Origin of the sequence: Photorhabdus hindustanensis (assembly GCF_002968995.1) — a bacterium.
GTDB lineage: Bacteria > Pseudomonadota > Gammaproteobacteria > Enterobacterales > Enterobacteriaceae > Photorhabdus > Photorhabdus akhurstii.
Genome location: NZ_PUWT01000078.1, coordinates 1 through 15,510, shown reverse-complemented (window position 1 = coordinate 15,510; position 15,510 = coordinate 1). Strand labels below are relative to the sequence as shown.

8 protein-coding genes are annotated in these 15,510 nt (G+C 51.0%); 4 read left to right on the top strand and 4 right to left on the bottom strand.

From position 1 onward, the window contains the following. Positions 1 to 869: 869 nt before the first annotated feature. Positions 870 to 1,007, bottom strand: a complete 138-nt coding sequence (locus C6H66_RS26170) for a hypothetical protein (protein ID WP_181150268.1) — start codon at positions 1,005 to 1,007, stop codon at positions 870 to 872. Between the two features lie 663 nt (positions 1,008 to 1,670). Between C6H66_RS26170 and C6H66_RS22290 the strand changes: the two genes are divergently transcribed. The 4 genes from C6H66_RS22290 to C6H66_RS22275 all read left to right on the top strand — a co-directional run bounded on the left by C6H66_RS22290 (position 1,671) and on the right by C6H66_RS22275 (position 13,807). Further along, entirely contained in the window at positions 1,671 to 3,791 is a 2,121-nt protein-coding gene (locus C6H66_RS22290; protein ID WP_105396762.1) for a type I secretion system permease/ATPase, read from the top strand. Next, a complete protein-coding gene (locus tag C6H66_RS22285) occupies positions 3,788 to 5,179 on the top strand; it encodes an HlyD family type I secretion periplasmic adaptor subunit (RefSeq protein WP_181150267.1) in 1,392 nt (463 codons plus the stop codon). Before C6H66_RS22290 ends, C6H66_RS22285 begins: the two co-directional genes overlap by 4 nt. After that, a complete protein-coding gene (locus C6H66_RS22280; RefSeq protein WP_105396761.1) occupies positions 5,179 to 7,335 on the top strand; it encodes a type I secretion system permease/ATPase in 2,157 nt (718 codons plus the stop codon). Before C6H66_RS22285 ends, C6H66_RS22280 begins: the two co-directional genes overlap by 1 nt. 97 nt (positions 7,336 to 7,432) lie before the next feature. Next, the gene (locus tag C6H66_RS22275; RefSeq protein ID WP_105396760.1) at positions 7,433 to 13,807 is read left to right on the top strand and encodes a TcdA/TcdB pore-forming domain-containing protein; all 6,375 of its coding nucleotides are present in this window, start codon (positions 7,433 to 7,435) and stop codon (positions 13,805 to 13,807) included. A 485-nt stretch (positions 13,808 to 14,292) separates the two neighbouring features. On the opposite strand, the gene C6H66_RS22270 is transcribed toward C6H66_RS22275, so the two are convergent. The 3 genes from C6H66_RS22270 to C6H66_RS22255 all read right to left on the bottom strand — a co-directional run. Then, entirely contained in the window at positions 14,293 to 14,508 is a 216-nt protein-coding gene (locus C6H66_RS22270; protein WP_065391735.1) for a putative hemolysin, read from the bottom strand. Positions 14,509 to 14,956: 448 nt separating this feature from the next. After that, positions 14,957 to 15,145: an IS66 family insertion sequence element accessory protein TnpA gene (tnpA, locus tag C6H66_RS26430; protein WP_219847637.1), complete on the bottom strand. Its 189-nt coding sequence runs from the start codon at positions 15,143 to 15,145 to the stop codon at positions 14,957 to 14,959. 162 nt (positions 15,146 to 15,307) lie between these two features. Further along, on the bottom strand, positions 15,308 to 15,510 hold a 203-nt coding region (locus C6H66_RS22255), incomplete at its 5' end, for a transposase domain-containing protein (protein WP_146111099.1).

Here is a 15,510-nt window from a genome sequence, read left to right as displayed (position 1 = left end):
TTACTACTACCTCAACGAATCTGTTCGGAATTTGGAAACTGCCTTGAATGACAGTTATCGCAAGGGTTTTTCTTTTATTTCTTGCTCCCAAGAAATAAAAACCGGCACGCTTGACATCAATTCAAAATATTCAGATATTAGATGTCATAGCCCGGTTAATTACTATTTATTAACAATTTTTCGATGCTAATTTTCTGACAACGAAATAAGAATTTCATATTATCATCTGAAATAAGATATTTAACCTTTCCTATTTCCTTAGATAAATTAAATTAATTTTTTAAATTTTCACTGGACAATACCAAATTATATAACCAAAGATGTAACTGTTAAGGAAAATACCAAAAACAGATCAATATAAATTAAAACAAAATTAACCCACCCTAATAAGGATTATTTTTAGGCCATTATTATGAATATGTAATAGGTAACTAATATACTGTTATGCACTTAGATGATTATTCAAAACTCCCTCTACATCAATTAAAATAAACTCTCATAGATGCCTTTCAAATGCAATAGTCTCAACTTACAGCATAATACTATATATTTCAGATTTGTTACTTAAGTGTTTGTATTTAACAATAAAGTAACAAAGTGGATATTCCAATTACAATTCATTTTCAGACTTGTCTTATTTCCTATAAGCCGTTATTTTCAATAACAATCTGACTAATCAGAAAAATAATAAAATAGATGGATTTCAAAAGACAATTATTATGGGGAATGAGAAAATATGGTTTGATATTCTCTCTATCTAAACAGGATTATTAAAACAATCTCTTTTATTACTCTATCTTAATAAAAATCCAATACAAACAACATATACTGGATTATCACGCCAAGGTTAACTTATTAATATATTAGTACTATGTCACCTTTCCTTCACTACTGATTGCCGGTGCTATATTCAAAGCCTGAGCTAAAGCAATTTTATTCTCATTATTCTCTAACAAACTAAAATAGCTACCGGGTATCGCAATCAGCTCAAGAGAAGTATCAGGCATTACCCGTTTCCAGCCCAACGAAGATTCTGATGCAACGTTATTAATGATGCTCGTCTACTTCCAATTTTTGCGTGTGACCATATCAGTATTCAAATCTGCTGATTCATTACCCAACTGAGTTCTGTTCACTCTCTGGCTGTTTCGACAAGGTAACTGAGGAGGTTGCAAAATAGTTAGTGGTAAAGGGTCATTTACGACCTAAACGAATTTGTTAGAAATTTGAAAATGGTCATTCCTGACAACCATCACCAATATTTCTCTCTTAACTTCTTGCTCTCCCTAAAAAATAAAAACGACATACTTAATATCAATTCAATATATTCAGACACTGAATGCTATAGGCCAGATTAATAACGAGAAATCAGCAACGAATAATTAACATTTTTTTGACACTAACTTTTCCTCAATGGAATAAAAAATTAATCTTATGATCCAAAATTATATATTCTATTTTCATTCTTATTTTTAGGATAATATCGATTAATTAACTGCAATTTTATTAATTTTAGCTTGCATCCACCTATAAAAATGGCATATATTCAAATTAAAGCCTATGCTCTTAATACAGATTATTATTAATTGACTCTGCGATACATCATCTTGCGGAGAGATTTTTTTTTATGCCAACAACGTGAGAACGGTATCACGTGAGGGAAAATTACAATGAATAAGGAAAATATATCCGCCAATGCCGATGCATTACCATCCGCTCTTAACTGCTGCCGATTATTATTACAATTAGCTAAAGGTGAGGCTCAGGAACCACAGCCTTTGCTCTCTCACGGCAAACTGAAACCTGCAATAAAAGAGTACGGCAAGGCACATGATGTTGATCTGGCATTGTGCCGTTTAAAATTCTCCAAGTTAACTCCGAAGCTACTGCCCCTAGCCTTTCGCGACAAACAAGGGGGATTTGTTGTATTAGCGCGCCTTTCCACTGATCAAGCCCTGATCCAGTCTCCTTATGCCGTTTCACCCGAAGTGCTCTCCATCAACGAGCTAGAAGCCAGATGGAGCGGGGAGGTGATCCGGTTAGGGGAAGCTTCCCTCCGGTTCGATGTCTCTTGGTTTATACCTGCGTTTATCCATCATCGCCGCCTCCTCGGCGAGGTGCTGCTTTTTTCCCTAATGCTTCAATTACTTGCCCTAGTCACCCCCCTGTTTTTCCAAGTAGTGATGGACAAAGTGTTGGTACACAAAGCGCTGTCCACCCTGGACGTACTGGTAATAGTGCTGGTGGTGGTTGGGCTGTTCGAGGTGGTACTCCGGGGGCTGCGCGAATATCTTTTTGCCCACACCGCTAACCGCATCGATATCACCTTGGGGATCAAGCTGTTCCGGCACCTACTCGGCCTCCCCCTTCTCTACTTCAAACACCGTCAGGTGGGCGCTATCATCACCCGGGTGCAAGAGCTGGATAACATTCGTGACTTCCTGACCGGCTCCATGCTAACCCTGTGCGTAGACCTAGCCTCCGCCTTTGTCTTCTTCGGGGTAATGGCCTGGCTATCGCCGTCCCTAACCTGCGTGATACTGGCGATATTACCTCTCTATTTCTTGCTGGCCTGGTTTAGCTCCAAACCGTTGCAACAGCGCATCGAACAACAGTTCCAGACTGCGGCCCTCAATACCTCATTCCTGAACGAGTCCGTCAGCGGCGCTGAAACCATCAAGAGCCTGGCGGTAGAACCCAGGATGCAACGGCGCTGGGAATCCCAGACCGCGAACATGGTCGAAGCCGGTTTCCGCACTCAGACCCTCAACAACTTCATCAGCCACGGGGTTATGCTGCTACAGAAGACGACCGGCGTCGGGATTATCTGGCTGGGCGCCAACATGGTGATCTCTCTGGAACTCACCATAGGCCAACTGATCGCTTTCAACATGATGGTATCCCACATCAACCAACCCATCGCCAAACTAATCGACCTGTGGCAACAGTTTGTCCAAACCCGGGTCGCCGTCGACAAGCTCGGCGACATACTCAACCTTCCCGTCGAGCAGGAGCAAGGGAACATCCGTCCTCAACAACCACTCTCCGGTGATCTGCAAATACGCAACCTGGTGTTCCGCTACCAGCCCCATCAAACCCCAGTGTTGCAGGGGATTACCCTGCATATCAGATCCGGCGAGAACTTAGGCATAGTCGGCCCTTCCGGTTCGGGTAAGAGTACTCTGACCTGCTTATTACAGAAGCTCTATGCTCCGGACGAAGGGGAGATCTTAATCGACGGCATTCCTCTACACCAGCTAGACCCCTGCTACCTGCGCAGCCAGATTGGGGTGGTACTACAGGAGAACTATCTGTTCAATCGTAGCGTACGCCGCAACATAGCACTCAAAGATCCTTCCGCCTCGCTGGAGAAGGTGATGACAGTCGCTAAACTGGCAGGCGCACATGACTTTATCCTGCAACTACCTCTGGGTTATGACACGGTTCTGGCCGAGGCTGGCAGCTCCCTATCGGGAGGACAGCGCCAGCGCATTGCCATCGCCCGCGCACTGATGGCCAACCCTAAGATCTTGATCTTCGACGAGGCGACTAGTGCCCTCGATGACGAATCACAGGCGCTGATCCAAGCTAACATGGCTGAGATCGCTCTAGGGCGTACCGTCATCATCATTGCCCACCGCCTGTCCACGGTGCGTCACTGCGACCGCATCATCACTTTGGAGCAGGGCCATATCACCGAATCAGGCAGCCATCACCAGTTGCTGGCTAAGAAGGGCTGCTACGCCAGATTGTGGCAGATGCAGCAAGAATTACGAAAGGAGACGGCATGATATCGTTCAAGAAACACCTAAAAACCGTCCTCCTGGCCTGGCGTCGGGAGCGTAACGCTCCTAAAGCGATGAAACGCACCCGCGACGAGTACGAATTTCAGCCCGGCTATCTGGAGATCGTTGAACGCCCTCCCGCTCCTTGGGCAAGGTGCACAGCGATAGCATTGACCCTATTTCTGCTGGTAGTTCTACTCTGGTCCATTGTCGGTCGCCTAGATATCCATGCCAACGCCACAGGCCGGCTGCTGGTGTCCAGCCACTCTAAGGTGATCCAGTCCCTTGAACCCGGCGAGATTGTGGCGATTCATGTACGTGACGGACAAAAGGTTAAGGCCGGGGATGTGCTGATCAAACTCAACCCCATAGGAGTCGAGGCCGAACTGAGAGAGCGGCAGGAGCAACTAAACTTCAAGCGGTTGGAGCTGGCCAGACTACAGGCCCTGCTAACCGAAACCCCCACTGAGCATTTCGCCGTACAGGAAAGTATACCGCCGGCACAGGTCGAACTAGCTAGAGAGCACTTGGTCAGCGTCTGGAAAGAGATGGTCGCCAATTTAGAAAGCCTGGACGGAGAGATGAACGTCAACCAAGCGAACCAGAGTGCGCGTAACGCCGATATCACTGAGCTGGAAAAACTGCTAACCAATATCAAAGTGCGTCTTGAGGCCCGTCGTACCTTGGCCGCCAGCAAGCTACTGCCAAAAGTCGAGCTACTAGAACAGGAGAAGGAAAAACTAGAGATCGAACGCATCCTTTCTCAACAGTACGCCGAGTTGGCCGTCCTCAAGGCGCAATATCAGGTACTAGAGGAGAGCCGGAACCGCTACCTGACCAAGACCCGCCGGGAATACTACGACCAGTTGAACGAAGCTCAAACCGCCGTCGCGGTCATGACACAGCAATTGATAAAGGCCGGCGAAAAACAGCGGCTCCAGAGCCTACGGGCGCCGGTCGACGGCGTGGTGCAACAGTTAGCGATCCACACTCTGGGAGGCGTAGTGCAATCGGCCCAACAGCTAATGGTGATCGTGCCCGATGATACCCCCTTGGAAGCCGAGGTGATGGTGTTGAACAAAGATGTGGGGTTCGTGCGCGCAGGCCAGACGGTGGAGATTAAAGTCGACTCATTTCCCTATACCCGCTATGGCACTATACGGGGTAAGGTCGCCCACGTCTCCAAGGATGCGGTCAAGGATGAACAACTAGGCTTGGTATTCCCCGCACAGATCCGGATGGAACGCTCCTCCATCGCAGTGGACGAACATGAGGTACCGCTACAGGCAGGCATGAGTATCACCGCCGAAATCCGCACTGGTGAGCGGCGGGTGATCGACTACCTACTCAGCCCACTGCAACAGTACCAGTCCGAAGCATTGAGGGAACGATAATGTCAACCATCGAATCTATTCTGTCGGAACCGATCATCGTCGACGAGTCCAAGGATGTAACGGATGGCGGCCTACTGGCTCTGGCTCATGCCGCCCGCCATTTCAACTTGGCGGTGGAACCGGAACAACTGAGCCACCGTCTCGGACGCACCCAAGGGGTCTCGAACAGCCAAGACCTGTGTCGCTGCGCCAAGTGGATCGGCCTGAGAGCACGCCCCATCACCACAGATATGAGCCGTCTCAACACTCTGCCTGTTCCTATCCTGCTGGATACGGAACAGGGCTGGCTAGTGCTAGAAAAAGTCGAAGGCGAGTTAGTGACCTTGTATCAGCCAGGCACAGGCAAGACATCTCGCTATCCCCGGTCCGTCCTCGCTAGCCATTGGCAAGGCGGCGCTGTGCTGCTGGCGGAGGCGACCGAACCGCCGAAACGGCAGAAATTTGGCTTCGGCTGGTTCGTGCCTTCCATCCGTAAGCATGTCAGCCAGTTCAGGAACGTGATCTTAGTGTCTCTGATGCTACAAGTGATCGCCTTGGTGACTCCCATACTGTTCGAGAATGTGATCGATCGGGTGCTGGTCAGCCGCAGTCTATCTAGCCTGCAAGTGCTAGGAATCGCCATGTTGACCCTGGCTTTGTTCGAGCCCGTCTATGGATTCCTTCGTTCCTGGCTATTCACCAACCTCGCCAGCAAGGTCAACTCCGAGCTCTCCAGCCGCCTTTATCAGCACCTAACATCCCTGCCTATGGGCTATTTCCAGCAACGTCAGACCGGAGAGATCATCGCCCGGGTGCGCGAGATGAACCAGATCCGTCAATTCCTCACCGGTTCGGCGCTGACTATGGTACTGGATCTGGCCTTTGTCGGCCTGTTTGTAGCCGTGATGTTTCTCTACGACACCGAGCTAACTTGGCTGGTGCTCGGTTCCCTGGTGCTCTACTTCCTGTTCTGGCTGTGTATCGGGCCCATACTGCGCGCCCGGGTATTGCGGGAATACGAGTTAGGGGCCGACAACACCGCCTTCCTTACCGAGTCGGTCACCGGCATCGAAACCATCAAAACCAGCGCCACCGAAGCCAGCTTCCTACACCGCTGGGAGCGGCAGCTATCCGCCTTCGTCCGCGCCTCATTCCGCGCCAAAGTGGTGGGAATTCTGGCTGGTCAGGGGATCGACCTAATCCAGAAGCTAACCTCCGCCCTGCTGCTGTGGTGGGGCGTCACTCTAGTCATGGAGGGCAAGCTCAGCCCAGGGGAGCTGGTGGCTTTCAACATGCTTTCGGAACACGTGACCCAACCGATTCTGCGTCTGGCCCAGATCTGTCAGGATTTCCAGCACACCCTGATCTCGATGCGCAGAATCGGCGACATTCTTGATGAGGAGGGAGAAAGCGGCAATGGCGGACTGGCCTCCGTACCCAAACTACAGGGAGGCGTGAGCTTCAAGGGCGTGCGCTTTCGCTACAACGAGGACGGTCAGGAGGTGTTACGCAACCTCAACATCAAGATTCATCCCGGCGAATTAGTCGGTATCACAGGTCCGTCCGGCTCGGGTAAATCCACCCTAGCCCGACTGTTGCAGCGCCTCTATGTGCCCCAACACGGCCAGGTGTTAGTGGACGGGATTGATTTAGCGATCGCAGATCCGGCAGCGCTGCGCCGCAACATGAGCATAGTGCTGCAAGAAAGCGTGCTGTTTGCCGGCACCATCGCAGAGAACATCCGCTTGTGCCGACCCCAAGCCAGCGATGCGGAGGTGCATGAAGCAGCGACTCTGGCCGGCGCCGATAGTTTTATCAAAGCGCTGGACCGAGGCTATGAAACCCAAGTCGGAGAACGTGGCGGCCAGCTTTCCGGTGGGCAACGCCAACGCATCGCCCTGGCCCGAGCGTTGCTGACCAATCCGGGAATATTGCTACTGGATGAAGCCACTAGCGCCCTGGACTACGAGTCGGAAGCAGCGGTGATGGCTAACCTACAGCGCATTGCTCAGGGCCGTACAGTGATCAGCATCGCCCATCGTCTTAATACCCTGCGCCATGCCCAGCGGATTCTAGTGATCGACCAAGGTCAGGTAGTCGAACAGGGCAGCCACGAGCAACTGCTTGCCTTGGACGGACTCTATGCCCGGCTGTGGGCCTTACAGATGAAGGATTGAGTCCCAAATCGCAGACGGCTAATCGTGCCCGCTATAGTCATTCTTAAGAGCTATAACCCATAAATACCAAAGTAGGATTTTCCTAAGGAGAACCATCATGCCCAATAACAGCTACCAATCGCTGCTCGCATCTGCGCAAACGACCCTTAAAGAGATGCGGCACAAACCGAATATCAAAGAGTTGATCCAGACGATCAAGCAAGGGTTTAATGAAAATAATCATAAGTGGACCTCTAAGCTGATCAACAAGCAGAAAATATTGGAACACATGCTGGAGAAAGACGCTTATATACGCTACAGCAATGACCAGCCGGTTGGCGTCAGTGGCCTCAATGAAGGTGAGCAACGGTCATTTATCAATTATATCAAGGCACTGTCTGCTCGTGCCACCAAGGTCGATATCTTGGTACAAAACAACGAGAAGGCGGCGCTGTCTTCTCAAACCGATACCATCCTCAGCAATGCCGATGCCTTCCAAATGCTTCCCAAGGACTTCGAGCAACGCCATAGTATCCGAACCAATATTGGTGCGAGACTAACCATCAACGTTGACAAGGCACATTTCAACTCGCTTGCTAATGCATTGACCCAATTGTTCAATGATGACAATCGTGGCTGGTTGGAGCAGGCCAAAATCATGGGCCCGAAAAATCTGGGACGCCGTACCGACCAGGCAGTGATTTACCTTTCTAGCGCCGGAGTCGAACATGCTCATGCTATCGGCAATCAGCTCAGTGAGCTGCTACCGGCGACGGCCTTTATCGAACACACCCCGACTGGTATGTATCGCGTGGGCAAAGGCATTGCCTACTCTGAAACAGTTGCAGGTGAATCAAGCAGTCATGGTCAGTCCCGAGCACGACTGATCGCGGCTGCGGGCACAGAATCCTTACTTACCAATACTCCGATCGAAAAGACCCTATCGAGAACCTTGCAAACGCACGGGTACGATATACGCAATCCAGCGCTGCTAGCGCAAGCGATACGGGCTCGCAATCTCAAAGGGAAGCTGGCGTCCATGATTGATGGAGTCCTGCCCCGCCAAGGCAGCACCGATATCCAGCAGTTCGCCATCGATCCTGTATCGTTCGCCAGATCCAACACCATCAGCGCCGAGACATTGGCTAGAGCGGAGAGCTTCCCGGCAGAGGGACATGCCCAACTGGTGAAAGTTAAAGCAGGATTATACGAGCTCGAATACTCTGCTCAAAGCACACATAATGCCTCCAAAGGCAACATCGGCAGCGTGCCCGCGTATTTCCTCGGCTACAACAGTTCAAACCAAGCCAACGCGATACCAACCTATGTGGATATCCCTAAACATGCGATGCCGGGGAGTTTTCTGTTCACTGGAACGTTGTCGGGATGTTCGCTGGTGGTGACCACCCTTGACGCTGAGACTTACCGAGTCTACCACGATAGTCGAGTCAACAGTTCACTGCTGTATGACAACGTAGTCATGGCAGTGGACTATAAGGATTATCAGGCGGCTGGCAACACTAAAGGCTTCGCCGCGGCGTACATGCAATACATTAATGGTGAATGGCAACTGGTGTTTCAGCGCCAGGAGTATCAGACAGATGGTAAAACGCTCTGGCCGAAGTCGCGCAGCGGCGAAGAACCCATATCAATCCAAGTCGCTAACAGTCAAGTGGCTGAGCGTAACCAAGCCCAGTTCGCTACTTACCGTGAGCGGATTCATCAGCAACTGAAAAAGATCGCTACTCAGTTCGGCGTGCCCGTCGAAGGGGTCTCTGATGGTGTCTACAAAGAGGGAGAGTTCTCTCCTCATCATCCGGCGATTGCCGCGTGGATTGAGCTGCGTGATAAGGTTCAAGCCAAAATCACGGCAGACACTCAGCAGTTGGTAGACCAACGAAACGAACTCTATCAGGCCCGAAGCGGTACCAGAGAAAATTTCCAGCTGGCCCTGATTGACCAACAGATAAAGCAGATCAATATTACGCTGGAGTACTACAAAGCGCGATACGATTCAGTCTTACATGAAGTGTTCTCCGTCGAACAAAGCTGGTTATGGCAGCAAATCAAGTCCAAGAGCGGTATAGCGGTGCGGATTGACGATACGGCCATCCAGAGCGGCGGTAAGGAGCACACCAGCAACGTGGCCGGGCGTTACGCTACTCTCGAAGCTTACCAACGAAACAGGCTAGGCGCCGAGTTTACTGATGGCTTACGCAACTTCCAAGATATCAGTATCCCAGGTTTTAACCATAAGATGTCGGCCCTAGAGATGAAAAGCCTGTTTCTTGACGGCCAACTTACCCCTAAACAGCAGGGTGCCTTGAGCAGCCGCATCACTGAAGCTAGCCGGGCCGAGTATATCAACAAAATACTGAAGCAGACCGCGGTGTTTAGAGAAGATTTTCGTCGGGCTGGTAGCAGCTTCAATCGTCTGGCGCCACAAGATTTTTATCTGTCGTTGGTCGGAGACGTATCTGGCGGCCGTTGCTATCCCTTGGTCAGGGCGATGGCAGTGGCGCTAGCCAGCGGTGGCGAGGCGGGTATCAATAGTCTGGTAGAAAAACTCTTCTTGGCCGCAGCCTCCCCTAAAGCAGGGAGTTCCACGCTGCTAAAAAACAGTCTGGCAAGATTGCACTCCAATATTGAGGCCATACAAGCATCAACGTCTCAAGGGCAGATGACATTACCCGAGGTGGTTTCCCTGCTGGAAAAGGCGACCAAAACCTCGATGTTCGCGCTCAATACCCAGAATCACGCGATGATGGTGGGAAGTACGGTTGGATATGAAGGGCGCCGTTACTATTTCTATGACCCGAATGTCGGGATTTTTGCCTTCAACGACGCGACCAGCTTCTTCAAAGCCATGAAGAACCACTTTGTAGGACGCAAACTGGCCGCTCACTACAGTTCACTTGGCAGCTTGTCGTCCCCGGTCTTCAATCTGGAGAAGATAGATGCAGGCAAGATGGCTGAGGTGCCGGTGGGTAACGGCCTGAACGTGGCTGACCTGACCCGTCCCGGTGAACTGGCCGCGGTCATAGAGCAACAGCGGCAGGTTAAGCACACGGTTGACGCCCAGATACGGATTACCGAGGACACCCAGTTACGCTCCGCGTTGGTGATCCTCGATGCCGAGCAATGGGGGGCAAGGTTCAACCAAGCCAATACACGGCTCACTCAGGAAAACAATCTTGACCAGCGCTGGATACCGATAATTAGCAATACCGAGGATCAGGGCGAAGGCCGCTACCGAGTCCAGTTCATTAATCGCGACCAACCGGAAAAGACCCGTTGGGTAAGCAGCGGTGATGCCACCTTTATCGAATTCCGCCGCTTCATCAATGAACATCTGCTCACCTTGGGCCAACATTTCATCCCCGAACGCGGCCAGATACGCCCCAAAGGTAAGGGCGGCGAGGCAGCTTCGGTTGATGGACTGAACGCCGGGTTTGCGATACAGACATTGATCCAGTGGTTTGCCGACAAGAACCGCAATGATGCGGCACATGGAATCGCTTCGCCCGACCTGGCCACCGCACTCAAGGTCCACAGCTACCTCAACTTTGTTCAAATGGCTCATGGTAACGTGCAAGATATAGCCAAAGTCACCTCACTGGTGCGTACAGCGTTGCGCGGCGAAGTGGCGGCAGCCGAAACCTCGTTAAAGAACTTTGCTTCGAGCTTGGGCCACACCGTCAACGAAGGTGCCAGTGTATTGTTTGGTGGCATCATGATTGGTTTGGATGCCTATGAGCTGGCCCACGCCGAGAATGATGTACAAAAGGCCGTATTCGGTACCCAGCTAGCGTTCGACTCGGCCAATTTTGTTACCGGTACCGCCGGGATGGGAGCCGGGTTTATCGGTGCTTCAAAAGCCGCGGCGATACTCGGTGGGGCCGGGGTGATCCTTGGCGGGCTCTCGGTAGGCTTTACGGGGCTGGCTCAAGCTTTTGGTGCGGTCGCCGAGGATGCCAAGGCGGTAGGCCGTTATTTTGATACCGTCGACAAGGCGTACAAAGGTAATGGCTATCGGTATGACAACGAGAAGAAAATGTTGGTGCCTCTGCCCGGGGCTGTGATCAAAACTCTGGATCTACGCAAGAATCAGATCGACTTCGACAGTCAATATATTTACCGCACCCATTCAGGCTCTACCGGTTCGGGAAGAAGCAATTATTTCTTCTGGATCGGCGACTTTCCAAGGATGGTCCATGACCGCAGCCAGGCGATCGAGGTACGTAGTGGAATCGGTTACAAGGAAGTTTCCCACAGACTCAACCACAGTGGCAGCAACGTGCTGATCCTGCCGGGTACCCCCAAGTCCTTTATCAGTTACAAATACATGCAGCTCCCTGGCGTAACTATGCGTCATGATGCCGGTTTTGACGTAATCCGCAGGCTCGAAGAGGACTATCGATTCGACTACGACTTCTACATCTTTCCGGGGGAGGTCACGATCCGTAGGATTCATCAGGAGTATGTGGCGACCCCCATCGAAGTGGTGCTCGACCAGCGCGACCGGCAAATAATCGTGCCCGAGCTACCCAAAGAACTGCATGGCTACCTGCATTACGAGATCAAGGGCGCAGGTGGCAAGTACCTGATTGAGCTGAAAGAAGGCACCAGTGTGAAGCTCTTGAGCGACGTCCCGCACGACTTGGCCGGTAGTGCGCCGTCGCGCTGGATCATCGATAGCAGCCAGCTTGCCAGTGACAGTATCAACATCACGAAGGACCGACTGGTAGTTGGTGGGGTGGTAGTCGAACTCGACCCTGCCCGGAAGGAGCCGGTGCTGGTGGTCAACCGCAACGGCGAGGTGCGCGAAGTCGACTTCGCCAGCCTGACAACTCAAGTGATAAGCGAAGATGCGAGCAAATGGCAGGTACCCGGCCAGCAACTTGAGCAGCACCTGAGTGATCTCGCCAAGGCGCATCAGTTGCACGGGCAGTATGTGGTGGTGGAGAACTACCAACACAATGGGCGCGATGTTGGTCGGGCATTCTACGACATAGCCAACGAACGGATGCTGTTCACCGACACTCCCCACGAACAGGCCAGACATGCCCAACTGGGTGCGGTGATGGGCGACCATGCCTATTTCTACGACGCCGACAACGCGGCAGCATGGCGGGTAGACATCACCACCGGACAGGTCGACGCGCAATTTGAGCCCTGGTTCAACCAGAATGCGGGCCAGATCAGTCGGCTATGGCAAGAGGGGGATGCCGTCTACCTGACGCGCCGTTATCAGCTAAAAGAGAAAGAAGCTGAACTGAACTATCGGCTCTTTGATGACCGAATGGAATTAGTCAGTTCGGTGAGTGATGATGCACTACTCCAGTTTTCGGTACGTACCAGTCGGCATGGTGATGAGCTCAAAGACATACTCCAGGGCTACGAAAGCCATAGCACCCAGCGTGAAACTCCGACGTATACCCTAGGCGCACGGCTGATCCAACCGACCAAGGCAGTGCAACAGGTCGATACCGGCACGCACCTGATCACGGCCAAAGGCGAGATCTTGCTGCGAACTAACAACAACGAGTTGCAGCTAGTTGGCGTTGACAAAGGCTGGCAACAAAGCAACTTGGCCCAACTGCCGCAAGCGCTCGCCAAACTCGCCGACCAGTGGCAGGCCAAAGGGGTACTGACCTTGCAGGACAGCAAGGAGCCAAGCTGGTTTGATATCGGCAGCGGTCAGGTATTTTCGGGTAATGGCATCCCTGTCTCGAATAATCTGCACTTCGTGGGGATCGCCGCAGGCGAAAAAGCAGCGTATGTGTACAGCCCAACGACCCAAGCGCTGTACCAAATCAAGGATAGCAACGCACAAATATTCAATAGGTTCACAAGCGTAGAGCGCGTCGGTTCTTCTCTTCTGCTTCAAGGCGGGGGGGTAGGCGGCGGCAAAAACGAACTGACACCACCGCTCATTGCCGGTGTCGACAGCGTAGTGCTGCATGGCGGAGCCGATAGCGATACCTACCATTTCAGCCAGGCGATGTGGTCCCATTACCGTACGATAATCATTGACAACGACGACCAAGGCCAAGCCCTAGACCGCTTGGTCCTACCATCGACTGATCCGAGGAGCGTTCTAGTGAACCGCCGCGATGACGACTTGATGTTCACCGATGCCAACAATGGAACAACCGTGGTGGTGCGTCAGGTATTTGGCAGCCAAGCTATGACCCATCGGCATCTGCAAGTCGAACTGGAAAATTACAAATCGGAGATCAACGTGGACCGCCTGGTCAAGAACTTTACCCAGCAGGATCACGCTAAAAGAGGACTGGTGGATCTATCTTGGGCTAGTAAGAGCCCAGCCACGGTGACTCATTCAGTTGACGCTGTTCCGGGTGCGGAGAGACCGAACCTAACCAAGCTGAGCGGGGCTATGGCTTCGTTCTCTGATGCCGGCGGCGCCCGCGAATACCTGCCGCAAATACGTCAGGCTTCACAGGCGGCGCTGGTACCATCACTGTCCTAAGGTAATACCAGAAACAGCAGAAGGGGCAAAATGTCCCTTCTCAGACCGCTGCAAACCTCGTTCAAAAGGGGGTGTCACAAAAGATTCGTGTTATCCGTTAAGATCTGAGTTCCTCCTTTAAGCGCAGATCTTTCATGCCCTTATTCATTCGAAAACTGGAACCGTCTGTTCACACCAAATGTCAGTTTGTTAAAGCGCAACATCTGTCTGATTGGATGGCTCTCTTTTATGGGATCATAAAAAGACGCAACACTTAAACGTCTGGCGCATTTAAATTTGAGATGTATTTTGGTCAATCAGGGGATTACACGACACCAGACTTTACATACCAAAGGATAAAACCTGAAGACTTCAGGGCACTGACACCGCTGATCTACGCCCATGTAAATCCCTATGGGATATTTGAACTGGATATGAATACAAGATTACCCACAGAAGTAACCGCTTAAAGGCCCCAGCCACAACTGTGGCTGGGGTAACTCTCGTTATTTTTTGTCACCATTGTACATGCGGAAAAGAGTCCATTCTTCAATGATCGTTCCGTTTTTGAAAACGCACAGACCCAACTCACCGCCATCTTTTTGAGTGACAATCTGACTTTCGCCGCCAAGTTTACCGCAGAACACCGAAGCCGGATTTGGCATTGCCACCGCAATCGTGCTAAAGCTGAAAAACAAAGTCGCTAGAATAGCTTTCTTCATCTTATTTACCTTTTTCAAAAGATACTTTTTAAATATGCCTTATGAGCGACAAAAAATAAGCTATTTTTGTCGCTTGTTCGATTTCAAAAGATACTTTTTAAGTATGTCTCATGAACGACAAAAAACAAGCTACCCTTGTCGCTTGTTTAATCAAAATAGCCATTTTCTTTGACCATTGATATCCTGATTTTGTCGCTCAGAGTGAGATGATTTTCAACAAAATTAATGTCTTAATGATATTTTCCTTCTCTCTCAACATTAGGAAGGATTAACTAATTATCTACGACAACTCTGATACAAAGCGACAAATGGATTAAATAGGAGTTAGAAGCTGGGACCCTAGATTTTTCCGTGGGATCGTCGAGTAGTCTTTGGGGGTTGAGGTTCAATCGTGTAGAAAACCACGTTAAAAGTATGCTCCGGGGTATATCGGCTACGGCTCATGGTATCAGTCTCCAAGTGAAGATAAGGAAGCGGTAGCGTGCATGGACCGAAGGGGAAGAACAAAGTGAGATGACCGGACGTTTACAAAACTCAGCTGATGCTGTTCACAATACTGTTTTCGGGTCAGGCCACTGTGGCGCCATTGGGTCACATGGTGTTGTTTTTGCTCCGGGGTATATCGGCTACGGCTCATGGTATCAGTCTCTAGGTGAAGATAAGGAAGCGATAGCGTGCAGGGGCCGGAGGGGAAGAACAAGGTGAAATGACCGGACGTTTACACAGTAAGCCAGAGCAGATTGAAGGTAATGTTCCGGTGGACTCACCTTGCGTTGTCAGATAACAACAAAATGGGATGTTAACGGAAGGGATTCTCAGGCCAGGGCAGCAGCTCATTCAACCGATTGTTCGGCCAGACAGGCAGCCGGCTGAGGACATCACGTAACCAGACCCAGGGCTCATGTCCGTTGGCCTGAGCGGTTTCCAATAGGCTCATTATCATGGCCGCCCGTTGTCCCGCGGGCAGGGAACCCGCAAAAAGCCAGTTCTTTCGCCCGAGCG

Bases quoted from the DNA above. Each gene is read 5' to 3' on its own strand.
- C6H66_RS22285 (WP_181150267.1), top strand. From the start codon at position 3,788: ATGATATCGTTCAAGAAACACCTAAAAACCGTCCTCCTGGCCTGGCGT.
- C6H66_RS22290 (WP_105396762.1), top strand. From the start codon at position 1,671: ATGAATAAGGAAAATATATCCGCCAATGCCGATGCATTACCATCCGCT.
- tnpA (WP_219847637.1), bottom strand. From the start codon at position 15,145: ATGAGCCGTAGCCGATATACCCCGGAGCAAAAACAACACCATGTGACC.
- C6H66_RS22280 (WP_105396761.1), top strand. From the start codon at position 5,179: ATGTCAACCATCGAATCTATTCTGTCGGAACCGATCATCGTCGACGAG.
- C6H66_RS26170 (WP_181150268.1), bottom strand. From the start codon at position 1,007: ATGCCTGATACTTCTCTTGAGCTGATTGCGATACCCGGTAGCTATTTT.
- C6H66_RS22275 (WP_105396760.1), top strand. From the start codon at position 7,433: ATGCCCAATAACAGCTACCAATCGCTGCTCGCATCTGCGCAAACGACC.
- C6H66_RS22270 (WP_065391735.1), bottom strand. From the start codon at position 14,508: ATGAAGAAAGCTATTCTAGCGACTTTGTTTTTCAGCTTTAGCACGATT.